Below are 17,408 nucleotides of genomic sequence, written 5' to 3' on the forward strand. Positions count from 1 at the left end.
GATCCGATGGATCTCGCATTCACGAAGGAAGAGCAGGCGTTTCGCGATGAAGTGCGATCATTCTTCCGCGACAACGTGCCGCCGGATACGCGGCGCAAGCTGGTCGAGGGCCGTCATCTCTCGAAGGACGAGATGGTGACGTGGTGGCGTATCCTCAACAAGAAGGGCTGGGGCACCAGCCACTGGCCGACGCAGTATGGCGGCACGGGGTGGACCTCCGTGCAGCACTACATCTTCAACGAGGAGCTGCAGTCCTATCCGGCGCCGCAGCCGCTCGCCTTCGGCGTCAGCATGGTTGGCCCGGTCATCTACACCTTCGGCAATGAAGAGCAGAAGAAGAAGTACCTGCCGCGCATCGCCAATGTCGACGACTGGTGGTGCCAGGGCTTTTCGGAGCCGGGCTCGGGTTCGGACCTCGCCTCGCTGAAGACCAAAGCCGAGCGCAAGGGCGACAAGTGGATCATCAACGGCCAGAAGACCTGGACCACGCTCGCCCAGCACGCCGACATGATCTTCTGCCTCTGCCGCACCGACAACAATGCCAAGAAGCAGATGGGCATCTCCTTCATCGTGTTCTCGATGAAGTCGAAGGGCGTCACCGTGCGCCCGATCCAGACCATCGACGGCGGCGTCGAGGTCAACGAAGTCTTCTTCGATGACGTCGAGGTGCCGGTCGAGAACCTGATCGGCGAGGAGAACAAGGGTTGGGATTACGCAAAATTCCTGCTCGGCAATGAGCGCACCGGCATTGCGCGCGTCGGCGTGTCCAAGGAGCGGCTGCGCCGCATCCGCGACCTGGCCTCCAAGGTCGAAGCCGGCGGCAAGCCGATCATCCAGGATGCTGCGTTTCGCGAGAAGCTGGCGGCCTGCGAGATCGAGCTGAAGGCGCTCGAGCTGACGCAGCTCCGTGTCGTCGCTGACGAGGGCAAGCACGGCAAGGGCAAGCCCAATCCGGCCTCCTCGGTGCTGAAGATCAAGGGCTCCGAGATCCAGCAGACCACCACCGAGCTGCTGATGGAAGTGATCGGCCCGTTCGCCGCGCCCTACGATGTGCACGGCGACGACGGCTCCAACGAAGCCATGGACTGGACCGCTCAGATCGCGCCGAGCTACTTCAACAACCGCAAGGTCTCGATCTACGGCGGCTCCAACGAGATCCAGCGCAACATCATCGCCAAGGCAGTGCTGGGACTGTGACTCCTTCTTCTCCCTCGCCCCGCGCTTCGCGGGGAGAGGGTTGGGGTGAGGGGGCCTCTCTCCGCGCAGAGACTTGTTAGTTTGAGGAAACAGAGATGGATTTTGATTTGACCGAGGAGCAGCGGCTCCTGAAGGACAGCATCGACGGCCTGCTGACCGATTCCTACGATTTCGAGAGCCGCAAGAAGTACATGAAGGAGAAGGGCGGCTGGAGCAAAGCCGTCTGGGGCAAGCTCGCCGAGCAGGGCCTGCTCGGTCTGCCCTTCGCGGAAGCCGATGGCGGCTTCGGCGGCGGCGGCGTCGAGACCATGATCGTGATGGAAGCGCTCGGCAAGGCGCTGGTGCTCGAGCCGTATCTCGCGACCGTCGTGATCGGCGGCGGCTTCCTGCGCCATGCCGGCTCCGATGCGCAGAAGGCCGCGCATGTGCCAGGAATCGTCGACGGCAGCAAGACGCTGGCGTTCGCCCAGCTCGAGAAGAACTCGCGCTATGATCTCTTTGACGTCGCTACGACGGCGAAGAAGAAGGGCGACGGCTGGGTCATCGACGGCGAAAAGTTCGTCGTGCTCAACGGCGAGAACGCCGACACGCTTATCGTCACCGCGCGCACCAAGGGCAACCGCCGCGATACGACCGGCATCGGCGTGTTCCTGGTGCCGGCCAATGCGAAGGGCGTGACCAAGAAGTCGTACCCGACGCAGGACGGCCTGCACGCCGCCGACATCACCTTGACGGGTGTCGAGGTCGGCGCCGACGCTGCGATCGGCAACCCCGATGACTCGCTCGCCCTGATCGAGCGCGTGGTGGACGAAGCCCGCGTCGCACTCTGCGCCGAAGCGGTCGGCCTGATGGACGAATCGCTGAAGACCACTGTCGAGTACATCAAGACGCGCAAGCAATTCGGCGTCGCGATCGGCTCGTTCCAGTCGCTTCAGCACCGCGCCTCCGACATGTTCGTCGCGGCCGAGCAGGCGCGCTCGATGTCGATGTTCGCGACCATGGCGGGTGATTTCGAGGACGCCAAGGAGCGCTCCAACGCGATCGCTGCGGCCAAGGTGCAGATCGGCAAGTCGCTGAAATTCGTCGGCCAGCAGGCGATCCAGCTCCACGGCGGTATCGGCATGACCATGGAGGCGAAGATCGGACACTACTTCAAGCGCCTGACCATGATCGAGAACACGTTCGGCGACACCGACTACCACCAGCGCCGCGTCGCGGATGCGGGTGGGTTGGTCTAGTCGCCACCACCGTCATCGCGAGGAGCGTAGCGACGAAGCAATCCAGACTTTCTCCGCGGAAAGACTCTGGATTGCTTCGCTGCGCTCGCAATGACGGAGCAAGTTGAATCAGCGGAGCAACAACAATGAAAAACACCCCGTTCGATCTCACCGGCAAGGTCGCCGTGGTCACCGGCTCCAGCCGCGGCATCGGCCGCTCCTCGGCTGAATTGCTGGCAAAGCTCGGCGCCAAAGTCGTGGTGTCATCGCGGAAAGCGGAAGCCTGCAAGGAGGTCGCCGACGGCATCAATGCGTCCGGCGGCGATGCCACCGTCATCCCCTGCAACATCGCGCGCAAGGCCGAGGTCGAGGCGCTGATATCGGGCACGATCAAGCACTACGGCAAGATCGATATCCTGGTCTGCAACGCCGCGGTGAACCCGTATTACGGCCCGCTGCTCGACATCACCGACGAGGCCTTCGACAAGATCATGGGCTCGAACGTCAAGAGCAACATCTGGCTCTCCGCGCTCGCGATCCCGCAGATGGCGGAGCGCGGCAACGGTTCCGTCGTCATCATCTCCTCGATCGGCGGCTTGCGCGGTTCGACCGTGATCGGCGCCTACGGCATCTCCAAGGCCGCCGACTTCGCGCTGTGCCGCTCGCTCGCCGGCGAATGGGCCCGAAGGGCGTCCGCGTCAACTGCATCGCGCCGGGCCTGGTCAAGACCGATTTCGCCCGCGCGCTGTGGGAAGACGAAGCCAACCTCAAGCGCCGCACCGCGACCACGCCGCTGCGACGTATTGGCGAGCCCGACGAGATCGCCGGGGCGGTTGCCTACCTCGCCTCGGATGCGTCGAGCTTCATGACGGGACAGACCATCGTCATCGACGGCGGCGTGACCACGGCTTCCGTGTAGCCGCTACCGGCCGCGCTCGGCGAGCGCGCTTTCGATCGCGCGCACGACGAGCAGGGCCGATCTCTCGTCGAGATGCACGCCGTCGGCCCAGCGCAGTTCGCTCAATGGCGGATTGATCGGCAGCCAGCGCCCGCGGTCCGGGAAGGCTGCGTGGACGATCGCCTTGCTCATCGTGACCATGCGCGACTCCTCGATCTCCGGCGCGAAGGGAATCTCGAGCAGGAAGGCGCGTGATCCCCGCCGCTCGATGTCGTCGATGAGCTCCTTCATGCGCGCCACGTTCACCCGCGCCGGAACGGTGGGGTCGTCGTCATTCATCTGTTGCACGGCCCGATCGAGATAGACCTTGTTGTCGAACGGGCTCGGCGGCTCGCTGAGCAGGCGATCCCGCTCGGCGCGCGCGTCCGCGGCGCTCAGTGGCGTGTGATTCCAGGTCTCGTAGGCCGCAACCGCCGTTCGCACCGGACGCAGGAACAGCGCCTCGGTGCGCGCGCCGCCCGAGAATTTCGCGATCAGCGCGGCGTCGGGCAGGCGCGTGAGAACATTGGTCTCGATCAGGACGATCTTCGGCAGGCTCTTCTGCTTCGCCACGATGTCCAGGCTGGTCACCGGGGAGCCGCCGGCCAGCGCGAGATTGCGGACGCGGGGATGCGAGAAATATTCCTCCTTGAGACGCCAGGCGACCGAGCTGCCGACCAGCACGAGATCAGGCACCGGCTCCCCGACATACCGGTTGAGGGTGATGATGGTGCCGTCGCGGGTCGTGACGGTCGGCTGCTGCAGCGCGGAGCCGAATCGCGCGGTGGCAAGGCCGCAGGCCAGCAGCAGCGCCACCGCGACGCCCGCGCATTTGATCAGCCATGAAAGCCTGGATGCGTGCGGCATGGTCAGAACTGGAAATAGATGAAGGCAGCCTCCGGCCCGGCCTCGAGCCAGGCCGTCGCCGCGAGCCCGCCATAGAGATACGGCTCCCATCGCCGCAATTTGCCGGCGAGCAGCGCACCGATGCCGAGGTGCTGGATCAGCACGGGCAGAGCGTAGAGAAGCGCCATGTTGCGGAACAGCTTGGTCGGATTGGGATTGTCCGTCGGCGAGAACATGCCTGCGAGATAGCCGAGCGCGTGATCGAAGTTCGGCAGCTTGAAGAAGATCCAGAGCATCGTCACGCAGAAAAACACCACGCCCATGCGGGCGACCCGCACCACGGGCCCGGCTTCGCCGAGAAGTCTCAGGAACGGCCGCTCGACGACCAGCAGCAGGCCGTGCAGCATGCCCCACAGCGCGTAGCTCAGGCTCGCGCTATGCCAGAGCCCGCCGAGCGTCATCACGATCATCAGATTGAGGCAGGTGCGGGCCGGCCCCTTTCTGTTGCCGCCGAGCGGGATGTAGAGATAGGTCCTGAGCCAGGTGGACAACGAGATGTGCCAGCGGGTCCAGAACTCGGAGAACGAGACCGAGATGTAGGGCAGGTCAAAGTTGACGGGCAAGCGGTAGCCGAACAGCAGCCCCAGGCCGAGCGCGATCGCCGAATAGCCGAAGAAGTCAGCATAGATCTGGTAGCTGTACAGGAACACGAGCAGCCAGCGGTCCGGCGTGGCCACGGTCTCGTAGAGCGGATAGTCCATATAGGACGTCATCTCGTTGAGATTGTTCGCGACGTAGAGCTTGAAGAAGAAGCCGGTCAGCACCCATTTGGCCGCTGCCACGAAGTCGACGTCGGAGAGCTGCTTGGGCGCGATCTGCGGCATGAATTGCCCCGCGCGGGTGATCGGCCCGGATACGAGCTGCGGGAAGAAGATGATGTAGAGGAACACGTCCCGCAGCGGTGGCGGCTGTTTCTCCCGCGTCAGGTCGACCAGCAGGCTGATGTTGTGGAACACGAAGAACGAGATGCCGATCGGCAGCGGCAGCCGCAACAGCAAGTCGATCGGCGCGACGCCGGTCGGGTGAACCGCGCCCGGGTCAATGAACAGCAGCTTGTATTTGAAGAACGCCAAGAGCGCGAGATTGAAGACGATGCCGGCCGGCATCCAGACCGCGCGGTTGTCGAACGCCAGCACCAGGCAGAGATAGGTCCCGAGCACGGCGAGCAGCAGCAGCGGCAGCAGGTCGGGCTGGCCGGAACCATAGAACACCAGGCTTGCGAGCACCAGCAGCTGGACCTGGAAGCGGCGCAACGGCGGCAGATAATAGGCGCCAAACACCACCGCAACGAAGATGCCGAACTGAAGGGAAGTGAATGTCATGCTGCCCCGGATTGCCCGATCCGGCATGTACCATCTTCGCTCCCGCCGTCCTAGTCTTGCGGGCTTGAGTTGGGTGTGCACCGCCACCCGCCGAGATGCACCGCAAGCCACCTTGACCTTGCCGCCCTAATCCGCTCCTTTTGGCGCGACACAATGACCCGTCACCGGGAAACGCCAAGAGAACACCAAGGTAAGCTTCCATGTCTTTCGTCCTCGCCATCGATCAGGGCACCACCTCCTCGCGCGCGATCGTGTTTCGCAGTGACATCTCGATTGCTGCTCGCGCGCAGCAGGAGTTTCCGCAGCATTTTCCGGCCTCGGGCTGGGTCGAGCACGAGCCGGAGGACATCTGGACCTCGACCGTGATGGTCTGCCGCGACGCGATCGAGCAGGCCGGCATCATGGCCAAGGACATCGCGGCGATCGGCATCACCAACCAGCGCGAGACCACCGTGGTGTGGGATCGCGCCACGGGACAAGCCGTGCACCGCGCCATCGTCTGGCAGGACCGCCGCACGGCCGATATCTGTGCGAAGCTCAAGCACGATGGTCGCGAGCCGCTGATCTCGCAGAAGACCGGCCTGATCATCGATCCCTATTTCTCCGGCACCAAGGTCGCCTGGATCCTCGACCACGTCCCCGGCGCGCGTGGACGCGCCGCGCGCGGCGAGCTGATGTTCGGCACCGTCGATTGCTACCTGCTCTGGCGCCTCACCGGCGGCAAGGTCCACGCCACCGATGCCACCAACGCCTCGCGCACGCTGCTGTTCAACATCCATACCGGCCAGTGGGACGACGAGCTCCTGGAGATCATCGGCGTGCCGCGCTCGATGCTCCCCGAGGTGAAGGATTCCTCGGCCCATTTCGGCGAGAGCACGCCGGATTTGTTCGGTGGCCCGATCGCGATCTCCGGCATCGCCGGCGACCAGCAGGCCGCGACCATTGGCCAGGCCTGCTTCCGCCCGGGCATGATGAAGTCGACCTACGGCACCGGCTGTTTTGCGCTGCTCAACACCGGCACCACGCCTGTCGTGTCGAAGAACAAGCTGCTCACCACCATCGCCTACCAGCTCGGGGGAAAACGCACCTACGCGCTCGAAGGCTCGATCTTCGTTGCGGGCTCAGCGGTGCAATGGCTGCGCGACGGCCTCGGCATCATCAAGCACGCGGCCGAGACCGGACCTCTTGCCGATCAATCCGACTCCATGCAGAGCGTCTATCTGGTGCCGGCCTTCGTCGGCATGGGCGCGCCCTACTGGAATCCGCGCGTCCGTGGCGCGCTGTTCGGCCTCACCCGCAACACCGGCCCTGCCGAGCTTGCGCATGCCGCGCTGGAAAGCGTCTGCTACCAGACCTTCGATCTCTGGGCCGCGATGCGCGCGGACTGGCCGAGCTCGGAAACCGCGAGCGTCGTGCTCCGCGTCGATGGCGGCATGACCGCGTCGGACTGGACCATGCAGCGCCTCGCCGATCTCCTGGACGCACCGGTCGACCGCCCCGTGATCCAGGAAACCACTGCGCTCGGCGCGGCCTATCTCGCCGGCCTCCAGGCCGGCGTCTATCCCGAGCCGACCAAGTTCGCCGACAATTGGCGGCTCGAGCTCCGCTTCAAGCCGAACATGAGCCAGGCCACGCGCGACCGAAAGCTCGCCGGCTGGGCCCGTGCGGTGAAAGGCGTGCTGGCGAGCGACGAGGGCGAGGAGTAGGCAGGCTCTCGTAGCCCGGATGGAGCGGAAGCGAAATCCGGGACTTTCTCAACCGCCGACAGAATCCCGGATTTAGCTTCGCTCCATCCGGGCTACAGCCTTCATCAGCAAGGGCGCAAAAAAACAACAACGGGAGAAACGACAATGAACACGGATCTCAACCGCGTCATCCAAAACCTCTGCACCGCCGCGCTCTGCGCCGCGCTGCTCGCCTCGCCAGCCATCGCGCGCGACAAACCGAACCCGCTCGGCAGCGCGCGGCAAACCAAAACCGACGTTGCCGGCCTCAACGCCCCCGCCCAGATACTGGTTGACGTCTGGGGCATCCCGCATATCTATGCCGGCAACGAGCACGACCTGTTCTTCCTGCAAGGTTTCAACGCCGCGCGCGACCGGCTCTGGCAGATCGATCTCTGGCGCAAGCGCGGCCTCGGCCTGCTCGCGAAGGACTTTGGCCAGGCCTATGCCGAGCAGGACAAGGCGCTGCGGCTGTTTCTTTATCGCGGCGACATGAATGCGGAGTGGGCGGCTTACGGCCCCAAGGCGAAGACCTATGCGGACGCCTTTGTTGCCGGCGTCAACGCCTATGTCCCCGATGTGCGCGCAGGCAAGCGACCGCTGCCGATCGAGTTCAGGATCGCCGGCACCATGCCCGATGCCTGGACGGCGGACGACGTCGTCCGCATCCGCAGCCACGGCCTGACGCGCAACGTCGCCTCGGAGGTGAAGCGCTCGCTGGTCGCCTGCGCCGCTGGTCTCGATGCCGATCGGTTTCGGGTGAAGCTCGAGCCGGCCTGGACCACGAAAATCCCCGAAGGCCTCGACCCCTGTAGCGTGCCGAAGGCGGTGCTCGCAGCTTACGACCTCGCGACGCGCCCCGTGGCCTTTGCCGCGCCCAAGGACAGACAAGCCGCGCTCGCGCACGATCCCGACAAATATCTCACAGAGGCCGACCAGCAGCGCGACACCATCGGCTCCAACAATTGGGTGATCGCGGCCTCGCGCACCGCGACCGGCCGCCCCATCCTCGCCAACGATCCGCATCGCGAGCACAGCGTGCCCTCGCTGCGTTACATCGTCGGCCTCAACGCGCCCGGCCTCTCCGTGATCGGCGCCGGTGAGCCGGCGCTGCCGGGCATCTCGATCGGCCACAACGGCACCATCGCCTTCGGCCTCACCATCTTCAACGTCGACCAGGAAGACCTCTACGTCTACGAGCTCAATCCGCAAAATCCCAACCAGTATCGCTACGGCAACGGCTGGGAGGACATGCGCATCGTCCACGAGACCGAACAGGTGAAGGGCGAGGCCGATCGCGATCTCGAGCTGAAATTCACCCGCCACGGGCCCGTCATCTTCGTCGATGACGCCAACAAGCGCGCCTTCGCCGTGCGATCGATCTGGTTCGAGCCCGGCACCTCGGCCTATTTCGGCTCGTCGGATTACATGACCGCGAAGGACTGGAACGGTTTTCTCGGCGCCATGCGGCGCTGGGGCGCGCCGTCGGAGAACCAGGTCTATGCCGACACCAAGGGCAATATCGGCTGGGTCGCCGCCGGCAAGACGCCGCGCCGCCTGAATTTTGACGGCCTGATGCCGGTGCCCGGCGACGGCCGCTATGAGTGGCAGGGCTTCCTCTCGCTCGACGAGCTGCCGAAATCCTATCAGCCCAAGCAGGGCTTTTTCGCCACGGCGAACCACATGAACCTGCCGCCCGATTATCCCGTCAACGAGCGCAGGGTCGGCTTCGAATGGTCCGACAGCGCGCGCTGGCAGCGCATCACCGACGTGCTCGCGGCCAACACCAAGGTGACGCTCGCCGACGCCATGGATCTGCAGAACGACGATACGGCCATGATGGGACGCCGGTTGGTCAAGCTGCTGCAGCCGCTCACCTCCGACGATGCGAATGTGAAGCAGGGCCTCGATCTGCTCAAGCCATGGGACGCGCGCGATTCCGCCGACAGCGCGGCGGCGGCTGTGTTCGAGGTCTGGATATCAAATCATCTTGGGCCGGTGCTGTTGAAGACCACCGCGCCGAAGGCCGCGGACCTGATTGCGCCCGAGGCCTCCAGCATTTCGGCGCTCGTCGCCGCGCTGGAATCTCCGGATGCGTCGTTCGGCTCCGATCCCGCAGCCGGGCGCGACCAGATCTTGCGCGACAGCCTCGGTGCTGCGGTGGCCGATGTCGCCAGCAAGCTCGGCCCTGATCCGTCCACCTGGCGCTGGGGCCGCTTGCACGTCGCTAAATTCGATCACGCACTGATGCCGCTCGCCGACAAGGCGACGGCGGCGCAATTGTCGGTCGGCCCGCTCGCCTATGGCGGCGCCGCCAACGTGCCCCGCGCCGCCACCTATCGCCGCTCGGATTACCAGCTCACTGCGGGTGCCTCGTTCCGCATGGTGCTCGACGTCGGCAATTGGGATGCAAGCCGCACCATCAACACGCCCGGCCAATCCGGCGATCCCTTCAGCGGCCACTACCGCGACCTCGCCCCGCTCTGGGCAACGGGCCAGTACGTGCCGCTGCTCTACAGCCTCCAGGCGGTGGAGGCGGCGACCGCAGAAGCGATTACGCTGACGCCGAGGTGAGGGGGCTTCACCTCGCCCCGCTTGCGGGGAGAGGTCGGAACGCATCGTGAGATGCGTTCCGGGTGAGGGGGTACAGGTCTATCGAAAGACAGAGCTCGCGGAGAAAGCCCCTCACCCCAACCCTCTCCCCGTAAGAACAGGGAGAGGGAGCGCAGTGCCGCTGCGGTCGCCAGATTGCTCTACAGGAAACCCCCATGATCCTCCCCGACGGCTATTCCGACATCCCCGCCGGCAAGATCGCCGCAGTCGTCACCCATCTGGAGATGACCGCGCGCCCCGCCCGTCGCGACGATCCACCCGGCACATGGACCCTGCGCAAGTCCGACACGCCCGCGCTCGCCTGGTACCGCGATCTCCACCGCCGTGTCGGCGAGGACTGGCTGTGGTTTTCGCGATTGCGCATGAGCGACACAGAGCTCGCCGCGATCATCCACGCCGCAGGCATCGAAATCTACGCCCTCGTCGTGGACGGCCGCGACGAAGGCCTGCTGGAGCTGGATTTCCGCGAGCCCGGCCAATGCGAGCTGGTCTATTTCGGCGTCACCGCCAGCATGATCGGCACTGGCGCCGCCCGCTTCCTGATGAACCGCGCGCTGGAGCGTGCTTGGTCCGGCGACGTGCGCCGCGTCTGGCTGCACACCTGCACCTTCGATCATCCGTCGGCCGTGGCGTTCTATCAGCGCTCAGGCTTCGTCCCGTTCCGCCGCCAGATCGAGATCGCCGATGATCCGCGCCTGGACGGCCCGGCACCGCGCACGGCGGCGAAGCATGTGCCGATCATCGAGTAGGCTACGCGGCTCCTTCCGTCATTGCGAGGAGCCCTTGCGACGAAGCAATCCAGGCCGCCTCCGCGGAAAGATTCTGGATTGCTTCGCGGAGCCTGTCATCGGGCCGCGCTTCGCGCGGACCCGGTGGCGCGCAATGAGGAAGTGTGGCGATCGCGTTCGCCCAACACTCAATAATTATACCGCACCCCAAAACTGAACCCCTGTGCGAGCAGGTTCGTCGTGTTCATCACCGGCAGCGGCCGGATCGGGCCGGCAGGTGGTCCCGGCGGCACCAGGCTCGGATTGATGGTGGTGTCGATCAGGCCGCCGGCGCGTTGCACGCCGGTCCAGTACAGCACATCGTAGCCGACGGTCAGGCTCCAGGCGGGCGCAATCTGGTAGCCGGCCTTGAGCGACAGCTCCGGCACCACGGTGAATTTGGTCTGCGAGAAATGGCCGCTGTTGCTGGCCAATGCGAGGAAGCCGCCCGGCACCGTCGTGGTGACGGCAGCTATCGTCGAAATCGTCGAGCCCGAAACGTCGGCCGTGTTGAGATTGGCGCCGAGCGCGACCTTGCCGCGCCATTCCAGCGACCACGGCCCATTGCGCCAGTCACCGGTAAGACCAAGATCGAGACCGTGGAAATTGCTCGCCGCCTTGAAATTATCGCTCGGCGTAAGCGTGCCGAAGACGATGCTGCTCGCCGTATCGGTGATCCACAGCGTGTCGGAGGAGCGCAGATAGCGATAGCCGATCAGCGCGCTGATGCGCTGTCCGCTCCATATCCCGATATCCTGGCGATAGAGCGCGCCGGCGCCGAGAAGGCGCGATGTCTCGCTGGCGTTGACGCTGCCGGTGGCGATGCCCGGAAAACCTACGATCAATGTGTCGGGAAATCCCGTCAGCGCGTTGGTGAAAGGCTGCATCAGGATCGGATAGGCGCCGGAATTGGCGGCAAAGCCGGTCGAAGCGTTCTCCAGCCCGAAGAACGAGGCCTCGATGCCACGGCTGCGCTGCGGATCGAGCCAGTAGCCGGCCGTGATCCGTCCACCCGAGCGCCAGTCCTTGTTGACGCTGGAATCGCCGAACAGCACCGTCGTGGTCGGTTGCCCCAACACGCCGGCCACGCCGAACGGCGTACCGACGGGGGCCGTCGTCACCAGTGCGGGCAGCTTGTCGCCGCTCACGCTCCAGGCAAGATAGTCGGCCTCGGCCCAGAACGGATTGAAATCGACGGCTTTCGGCGGCGCCTTCACCGGCAGATCGGCGGCAAGTGCGCCGCCGCTCAGTGCGACCGCTGCGAATGCCACGCCAAAAGCCGCCGCCCCCATCCGCCGAGTCATTTGCCTTCCCCAAGGTCCGTGGGATGGAACCATGCGACAATCTGTTCGGCAAGGAGGAGTTGAGGTGGTGGGGACGCGAAAACGTCCGGCTGTTGCCGTTGGGTATCGCCTGCTGGTTTGTATCGCGTTGTCTGGACGACCGAGAGCGATTGGTTCACGCGTCCGAATCCGTTCAGAAGGGCCACCTTCGCGCCGGCCTTCTTCCGCATGGCGCGACTATTAAAACGACGCCGGAGCGGCGCGCCGTTCGACCTGACCCGCAACAGCTGTACTGCAGCCTTGATGCAGTCCGAACCTGACGAGGCATTTCAGAACAATGTTGCGGCTTGCTAGATCCTTGATCTACGAATAGAAAAACAAAGATACTCAACTTATAAATGTAGTTGGCGGCTGCGGTGTGCAATGGACCAATTCTTCGAACGTGCAATTGCAAACGTAATTCGGCACGGCGACACCGACATCTTTCCGTTTCCCATTGAGAACCACATCTTCTTCGATAAGAAGGCCCAATGTCTGGACCTGTTGCGGGAGATTCACCGGGATTTTGACGGCAATCTAAATCGATATCCTCCAGCGCACGATGCTGCGTTGGCGCCGGTGAACTATACGGGATTTCGCTGGGCCACCCAGATGGACCCGCTCTGGAACCTGTACTTTCTTGCGCTGGTTCTCTCGATATCTGACGCAATTGAGCGCGCTCGACTTCCAGTCAGCGCAAAGCGCGTCTTTTCCTATCGGTGCCAATGGGACGACAATACGGCGGACATTTTCGACGGCGCATGCAACTGGCGTGATTTCATGGGGTGTTCACTTGAGCACGCGAAGAAATTCAAGTTCGTTGTTGTCTGCGATATCTCAGAATTCTATCCGCATCCACATTTTGCAAGGTTCACTCGTCGTTTTGGAAGAGCATTACGCCGACTACCGATATTTTTGTCCGACGTTTAAACTTGGGGCACTACGTGCGCGAGTTTCCCGGGATGGCAAGCTCTGCCGCTCCGATACGGAGAGGCTTTATTAACGAAGTTGCTTTTGCTGCATTTTGCCAAACAGCAAACAACAACGTTGGCTGGCCTCCGGGAGAATTGACGCCAGAGGAGTTGGTGCGGGCTGTTTCGTATGTTCGGTCGTTGCCAATTCGTCGGGAAACTCAAGGCGATATTGCTGCCGACGGCGGGCTTGCACCTGAAGAAATCGTCGATATTGACGAGCAACGACGCCGTCTAATCTGGATGTTTTTGTTTAATAAGCCTGCTGGCTCCCTTCTCACCGAGCCAACCTTCCCGGGTTGTGGAATGATAGATTCATGCAAGGGAGATCTGATCGCTTCAGATGCCCTTTATGAAGTAAAGGCGGGTGACCGGTTGTTTCGGTCGATCGATGTTCGTCAACTCATTGTGTATGGTGCCCTGAACTTCATCGCTAAGCGCTTTAAAATAGAGCGGTTGGGGCTATTCAATCCGAGAATAGGGATTGGAGCGACGATGTCTGCCGATGACCTATGTTTTGAAATTAGCGGGAAGCAGAGTAGCGAGCTTTTCTCCGAGATTGCTGCCGCTTTTTCGAGCGGCGAAATTTCGAGGTAAACGCTTTCGACGGCTTTGATATTTCAAAACACCTTCTGCTCCGCCCGCGCCAGCGAGAACCCGTGCTGCATCGCGTTGAAGCACGTCTGGTCCGACCGAGACGTGAATCCCGCGCGCTGCCACACCTCGCCATAGGCGAGCACTGGCAGCGACGGATCGCCTCTCGGGCAATCAGCGGTCGGACGCAATTCGCTCGCGCACGCATTGCAATGGATGGCCGTGCTGGCGTGCCAGCTCGGACACCTCTGTCACCTTGGCGTCAGCGATGTGGTGAGGATAGATGCCGCATGCACCGACGCCCTTGTCATGAATCTCAAGCATGTTCCGGGTTGCTGTCTCACGGTCTTTGCCGAATACCCACTCCAATATGAAAATCACGAACTCCATCGGCGTAGCATCATCATTCAGAAGCTGTACTTCACTCAACAGGTCCGGGGCTATGTCAGAGCCATTGTGAGGTTCGGTGTCCTTCGCTTCAATTCGTTTCGGCGCGGTGCGGTCACCATTCTGGTGCAAGACAAGTCCGTCGACCGCGCCCTCAGGATTGCGCGTAAACGTCATGCTGATCCCGGCGACCTTGGCGAAAAACTCATTGGGCGCCCACGGAAAAATTGGGAACGCACCTTGTCCGGTGGCCCGGGCGTAAAGTCCGTCGTTCATCCGACGCAGGTACAGCAGGAAGTTCTCGGCCAACTCGTAGGCTCCGACATATTCATCAAGCGACGCACCGGGGAGGACGATTGCCTTATATGCTGGCGCCAGCGGCGCATCGGCGTCCAGCGTGGCGAAACCGAGATCGTCAGGATCCGCAAACGTATTGGTGAGAACGACAACACCTCGTTTCCGATCGGCTGTGAAACCGAGAAAGCTTCGGTAGCCGCCGGTTCCGCCGGTGTGCCAGACGATTCCCTTATCGGTTGTCCCCCACGCCAGGCCGACTTTCGCGGTATCGCTGCGCGGCTGTTGCGCGAAGTTCATCGCGGCGGCCAATGCGGGCTCGCCGATGCCCATGTTGGCCTTCAGATAGCGCAGCATGTCATGAGCCGTGGAACGGAGGGCGCCAGCTCCTGCCAATGCGCCCAGGTCCCAGTTCTTTACCACCTTGCCTTCGTCGTCGTGACCAGGAGCGAGATGAGCACGCATTGCATCCGTGAACGCCATGCCGGTCATCGTCATGCCGAGCGGCTTCAGAATGCCGTTGTCGATGAGTGCGTCATAAGTGGTGAGCCCGGACTGGGCAAGCGCATGGCCCAGGAGGCCATATCCCAGATTCGAATATTCGTAGGAGGCCCCTGGGGCGCGGGGCAGTTGGTATCCGGCAAGAAACACATTCATCTTCGCCGCGTCGTAGTCGGCATAGGGATTGGCTGGGTCCTTTGGCGTGAAGTTAGACGGCATTCGCGGCAAGCCGGAGTGATGCGTGGCAAGGTCGCCGAGCGTAATGTCTCTGTCGCCGCGGGACGGGATTTTGGAGTCCGCCAAAAGTTCTGCCACCGGCGTCTCGAGCGTCAACCGGCCTGACAGGATGGCCTGCGCCAGGAGTGTGGCCGTGAAGGTCTTGGTGATCGAGCCGATTTCGTAGACTGTTTCGCCATCAGGCGCGTTGCCGTCATCGAGCTTGCCGAAAGCCACAACCTCGCTCTCGTCGCCATCCACGATGGCGAACACGAGTGTCTGGTAGGTACCTGCCTCGATCCGTTCCTGCGCGGCCTTTTCGACCGGCTTCGGTAGGAGTGCGATGTTCGCTGACGTGCTCGTCATGAAGCGTGCCCCTGGCGCAATGTCGTCGGATCGCGGCGCGCTACGACAAGCTCGTCGCCAATTATCATGCCTTTCCGGCGTGCATCCATCCGGTCGTGGCTGGCTACGCGCTATGAGTCCACGCCCTAGCTGTCGAAGTTCACAGCCGTCGTGTTGGCACCGCAGACCAGCACCGCGATGCGCTCGCCTGCCGAGGGACGATAACGGCCAGAGAGCAGCGCGGCAAACGCGGCCGCGCCGCCGGGCTCGGCGACGAGGCGCAGGCTCGACCACAGCGCGGCCTGGGCCTGCCGGATCGCGTCGTCGCTGACCAGGACGACCCGCTCGACATGGGCGCGCGCGATCGGAAACATCAATTCACCGACGCGCCGCGGCGCGAGGCTGTCGGCGGCGAGGCCGCCGGCCGGTGCGTCGACCGGCGCTCCCGCCGCGAATGCGGCGTGCAGGGTTGGCGACTGCTCCGGCTCGATCGCAACGATGCGCGTTCGGCCTTCGTACCACGCCGCGATGCCGCCGATCAGTCCGCCGCCGCCGACGGCGACCAGCAGCGTGTCGATGCCGGGCGCATCCTGCTCCAGCTCCAGACCGACGCTGCCCTGGCCGAGCAGGGTCTCGGCCTGGTCGTAGGCGTGAACCGCCAGCGCGCCGGTCTCCGCGAGATGCGCTTCGCTCGCGGCGAGCGCATCGGCGTATCGGTTGCCCGCGATCACGAGTTTTGCGCCGTAGCCCCTGATCCGCTCGGCCTTGGCGGGCGAGGTGATGTCGGGCACGAAGATGGTGGCGGGAATGCCGAGGCGTTGTGCCGCATAGGCGACCGCCGCGCCGTGATTGCCGCCGGATGCGGCGACGACACCGGCTTGCGGCACCTGCCGCAGCAGCAGATTGGCAAAGGCGCCCCGCGCCTTGAACGATCCGGAATGCTGCAGCAGCTCGAGCTTGAGTGTGATGGGCGCCGCCGGCAGGCCGAAATCGGCGAGATCGGCCTGGACCAGCGGTGTACGCCTGATGTGCGGACGGATGACGGCCTCGGTCGCCGCGATCCGCTCCCGATTGATGTCTGATGTCGCTGTCATGATGCCGTCCTTGATAGCGCATTGGGGAGACGTTGTCGCGGCGCCGATGCATTCGGCGCAATGCTCCATTTCCAAGATCTTTCTTGCGCGGCAGCGATCTTGTCGGGGAAGCTGATCGGCCCTGCCTTGTCCAACGCCAGAGAAGAGCGAGAACCATGTTCCTGATTGGCCAATATGATTCCCCCTTCGTCCGCCGCGTCGCGATTGCGCTGCGGCTTTACGACCTCACCTTCGAGCACAGACCGTGGTCGACCTTCGGCGATGCCGACAAGATCGCGCCGTACAATCCCTTGCGCCGCGTGCCGACGCTGGTACTCGACGACGGCGAAGCGCTGATCGAGAGCACGATCATCCTGGATTATCTCGACGAGCTCGTCGGTGCGGACAAGGCGATGCTGCCGCGAAGCGGCTCCGAGCGTCGCCGGCACTTGCGCATCTGCGCGCTCGCCACCGGCCTCGGCGACAAGGCGGTCAGCCTGCTCTACGAGCGCGTGCTGCGGAAGGAGCAGCTGGCGCTATGGGTCGAGCGCTGCCAGGCGCAGATCGGCGACGTGCTCGCCGTGCTGGAAGCCGAGCGCGCCAAGGTGACGACGCCGTACTGGCTCGGTGACCGCATCGGCCACGCCGACATCGCGGTCGCCTGCGTCACCCGCTTCACCCGCGAGGCGCATCCGCAGCTGTTCGACACGGCGCGCTATCCGGCGCTGAGCGCACACGCCGAGCGCTGCGAGGCGCTGGCCCCGTTCAAGGAGATCGTGCAGCCGCTGGCGCCGCCGAAGGGGTGAGGGCGTCATTGCGAGTGCAAGCTCTCGCCACACGTCATTGCGAGGAGCCCTTGCGACGAAGCAATCCAGAATCCCACAGCGGAGGGATTCTGGATTGCTTCGCTGCGCTCGCAATGACGGCGTTGAAGCACTTGCACGCGGCGGACCAAGCGGAGAGTGCCTGGCGGGCACGACACCCGATCCTGCCTTGATACAGGTGTTTTGCCCGACCAGGCT

Annotated in this window: 13 protein-coding genes and 2 pseudogenes; 9 read left to right on the forward strand and 6 right to left on the reverse strand. The window is 63.7% G+C overall.

The genetic code is table 11. The annotated features are described in order from the left end of the window. Nucleotides 1-6: 6 nt before the first annotated feature. The 3 genes and pseudogenes from pimC to FXB40_RS18345 all read left to right on the forward strand — a co-directional run bounded on the left by pimC (nucleotide 7) and on the right by FXB40_RS18345 (nucleotide 3,333). A complete protein-coding gene (pimC, locus tag FXB40_RS18335) occupies nucleotides 7-1,197 on the forward strand; it encodes a pimeloyl-CoA dehydrogenase large subunit (RefSeq protein ID WP_148773586.1) in 1,191 nt (396 codons plus the stop codon). A 95-nt stretch (nucleotides 1,198-1,292) separates the two neighbouring features. Beyond that, nucleotides 1,293-2,435, forward strand: a complete 1,143-nt coding sequence (gene pimD / locus FXB40_RS18340; protein ID WP_148773587.1) for a pimeloyl-CoA dehydrogenase small subunit — start codon at nucleotides 1,293-1,295, stop codon at nucleotides 2,433-2,435. A 125-nt stretch (nucleotides 2,436-2,560) separates the two neighbouring features. Beyond that, nucleotides 2,561-3,333, forward strand: a pseudogene (locus tag FXB40_RS18345) (SDR family NAD(P)-dependent oxidoreductase). Nucleotides 3,334-3,336: 3 nt separating this feature from the next. Here FXB40_RS18345 and FXB40_RS18350 read toward each other — a convergent pair. Together FXB40_RS18350 and FXB40_RS18355 are read right to left on the reverse strand one after the other, a co-directional pair. Beyond that, nucleotides 3,337-4,218: a hypothetical protein gene (locus FXB40_RS18350; RefSeq protein ID WP_148773588.1), complete on the reverse strand. Its 882-nt coding sequence runs from the start codon at nucleotides 4,216-4,218 to the stop codon at nucleotides 3,337-3,339. A gap of 2 nt (nucleotides 4,219-4,220) precedes the next feature. Continuing rightward, nucleotides 4,221-5,579: an MBOAT family O-acyltransferase gene (locus FXB40_RS18355; RefSeq protein WP_187436959.1), complete on the reverse strand. Its 1,359-nt coding sequence runs from the start codon at nucleotides 5,577-5,579 to the stop codon at nucleotides 4,221-4,223. A 200-nt stretch (nucleotides 5,580-5,779) separates the two neighbouring features. Here FXB40_RS18355 and glpK point away from each other — a divergent pair, with 200 nt between their 5' ends. The 3 genes from glpK to FXB40_RS18370 all read left to right on the forward strand — a co-directional run bounded on the left by glpK (nucleotide 5,780) and on the right by FXB40_RS18370 (nucleotide 10,665). Continuing rightward, nucleotides 5,780-7,285, forward strand: coding sequence for a glycerol kinase GlpK (gene glpK / locus FXB40_RS18360; RefSeq protein WP_148773590.1), 1,506 nt, complete (start codon nucleotides 5,780-5,782; stop codon nucleotides 7,283-7,285). A 144-nt stretch (nucleotides 7,286-7,429) separates the two neighbouring features. After that, the gene (locus tag FXB40_RS18365; RefSeq protein ID WP_148773591.1) at nucleotides 7,430-9,877 is read left to right on the forward strand and encodes a penicillin acylase family protein; all 2,448 of its coding nucleotides are present in this window, start codon (nucleotides 7,430-7,432) and stop codon (nucleotides 9,875-9,877) included. Nucleotides 9,878-10,071: 194 nt separating this feature from the next. Continuing rightward, on the forward strand, nucleotides 10,072-10,665 hold the full coding sequence (locus tag FXB40_RS18370) for a GNAT family N-acetyltransferase (protein ID WP_148773592.1): 594 nt from the start codon (nucleotides 10,072-10,074) through the stop codon (nucleotides 10,663-10,665). A 167-nt stretch (nucleotides 10,666-10,832) separates the two neighbouring features. Here the strand turns inward: FXB40_RS18370 and FXB40_RS18380 are convergent, their stop codons facing one another. Continuing rightward, complete coding sequence (locus FXB40_RS18380; protein WP_187436960.1) at nucleotides 10,833-11,987, reverse strand: BBP7 family outer membrane beta-barrel protein; 1,155 nt, start codon at nucleotides 11,985-11,987, stop codon at nucleotides 10,833-10,835. Between the two features lie 402 nt (nucleotides 11,988-12,389). Between FXB40_RS18380 and FXB40_RS18385 the strand changes: the two genes are divergently transcribed. Continuing rightward, a complete protein-coding gene (locus tag FXB40_RS18385) occupies nucleotides 12,390-12,935 on the forward strand; it encodes a hypothetical protein (RefSeq protein WP_148773595.1) in 546 nt (181 codons plus the stop codon). 32 nt (nucleotides 12,936-12,967) lie between these two features. After that, a complete protein-coding gene (locus tag FXB40_RS18390) occupies nucleotides 12,968-13,573 on the forward strand; it encodes a hypothetical protein (RefSeq protein ID WP_148773596.1) in 606 nt (201 codons plus the stop codon). 171 nt (nucleotides 13,574-13,744) lie between these two features. Here FXB40_RS18390 and FXB40_RS49195 read toward each other — a convergent pair whose 3' ends face one another. The 3 genes and pseudogenes from FXB40_RS49195 to FXB40_RS18400 form a co-directional block, all read right to left on the reverse strand. Further along, nucleotides 13,745-14,089, reverse strand: coding sequence for an ATP-dependent Clp protease adaptor ClpS (locus FXB40_RS49195; RefSeq protein ID WP_430647588.1), 345 nt, complete (start codon nucleotides 14,087-14,089; stop codon nucleotides 13,745-13,747). Between the two features lie 6 nt (nucleotides 14,090-14,095). After that, nucleotides 14,096-15,334, reverse strand: a pseudogene (locus tag FXB40_RS18395) (serine hydrolase); the annotation flags it as partial. A gap of 125 nt (nucleotides 15,335-15,459) precedes the next feature. Further along, entirely contained in the window at nucleotides 15,460-16,407 is a 948-nt protein-coding gene (locus tag FXB40_RS18400; RefSeq protein ID WP_187436961.1) for a threonine/serine dehydratase, read from the reverse strand. Between the two features lie 155 nt (nucleotides 16,408-16,562). Between FXB40_RS18400 and FXB40_RS18405 the strand changes: the two genes are divergently transcribed. After that, nucleotides 16,563-17,192 carry a glutathione S-transferase family protein gene (locus tag FXB40_RS18405; protein WP_148773599.1) on the forward strand — a complete coding sequence of 210 codons (630 nt, stop codon included), beginning with the start codon at nucleotides 16,563-16,565 and terminating at the stop codon, nucleotides 17,190-17,192. Nucleotides 17,193-17,408 lie beyond the last annotated feature (216 nt).

This window comes from Bradyrhizobium rifense (genome assembly GCF_008123425.1).
GTDB lineage: Bacteria > Pseudomonadota > Alphaproteobacteria > Rhizobiales > Xanthobacteraceae > Bradyrhizobium > Bradyrhizobium rifense.

Coding starts and splice junctions, on each gene's coding strand:
- pimC (WP_148773586.1), top strand. CDS start 7: ATGGATCTCGCATTCACGAAGGAAGAGCAGGCGTTTCGCGATGAAGTG.
- pimD (WP_148773587.1), top strand. CDS start 1,293: ATGGATTTTGATTTGACCGAGGAGCAGCGGCTCCTGAAGGACAGCATC.
- FXB40_RS18350 (WP_148773588.1), bottom strand. CDS start 4,218: ATGCCGCACGCATCCAGGCTTTCATGGCTGATCAAATGCGCGGGCGTC.
- FXB40_RS18355 (WP_187436959.1), bottom strand. CDS start 5,579: ATGACATTCACTTCCCTTCAGTTCGGCATCTTCGTTGCGGTGGTGTTT.
- glpK (WP_148773590.1), top strand. CDS start 5,780: ATGTCTTTCGTCCTCGCCATCGATCAGGGCACCACCTCCTCGCGCGCG.
- FXB40_RS18365 (WP_148773591.1), top strand. CDS start 7,430: ATGAACACGGATCTCAACCGCGTCATCCAAAACCTCTGCACCGCCGCG.
- FXB40_RS18370 (WP_148773592.1), top strand. CDS start 10,072: ATGATCCTCCCCGACGGCTATTCCGACATCCCCGCCGGCAAGATCGCC.
- FXB40_RS18380 (WP_187436960.1), bottom strand. CDS start 11,987: ATGACTCGGCGGATGGGGGCGGCGGCTTTTGGCGTGGCATTCGCAGCG.
- FXB40_RS18385 (WP_148773595.1), top strand. CDS start 12,390: ATGGACCAATTCTTCGAACGTGCAATTGCAAACGTAATTCGGCACGGC.
- FXB40_RS18390 (WP_148773596.1), top strand. CDS start 12,968: ATGGCAAGCTCTGCCGCTCCGATACGGAGAGGCTTTATTAACGAAGTT.
- FXB40_RS18400 (WP_187436961.1), bottom strand. CDS start 16,407: ATGACAGCGACATCAGACATCAATCGGGAGCGGATCGCGGCGACCGAG.
- FXB40_RS18405 (WP_148773599.1), top strand. CDS start 16,563: ATGTTCCTGATTGGCCAATATGATTCCCCCTTCGTCCGCCGCGTCGCG.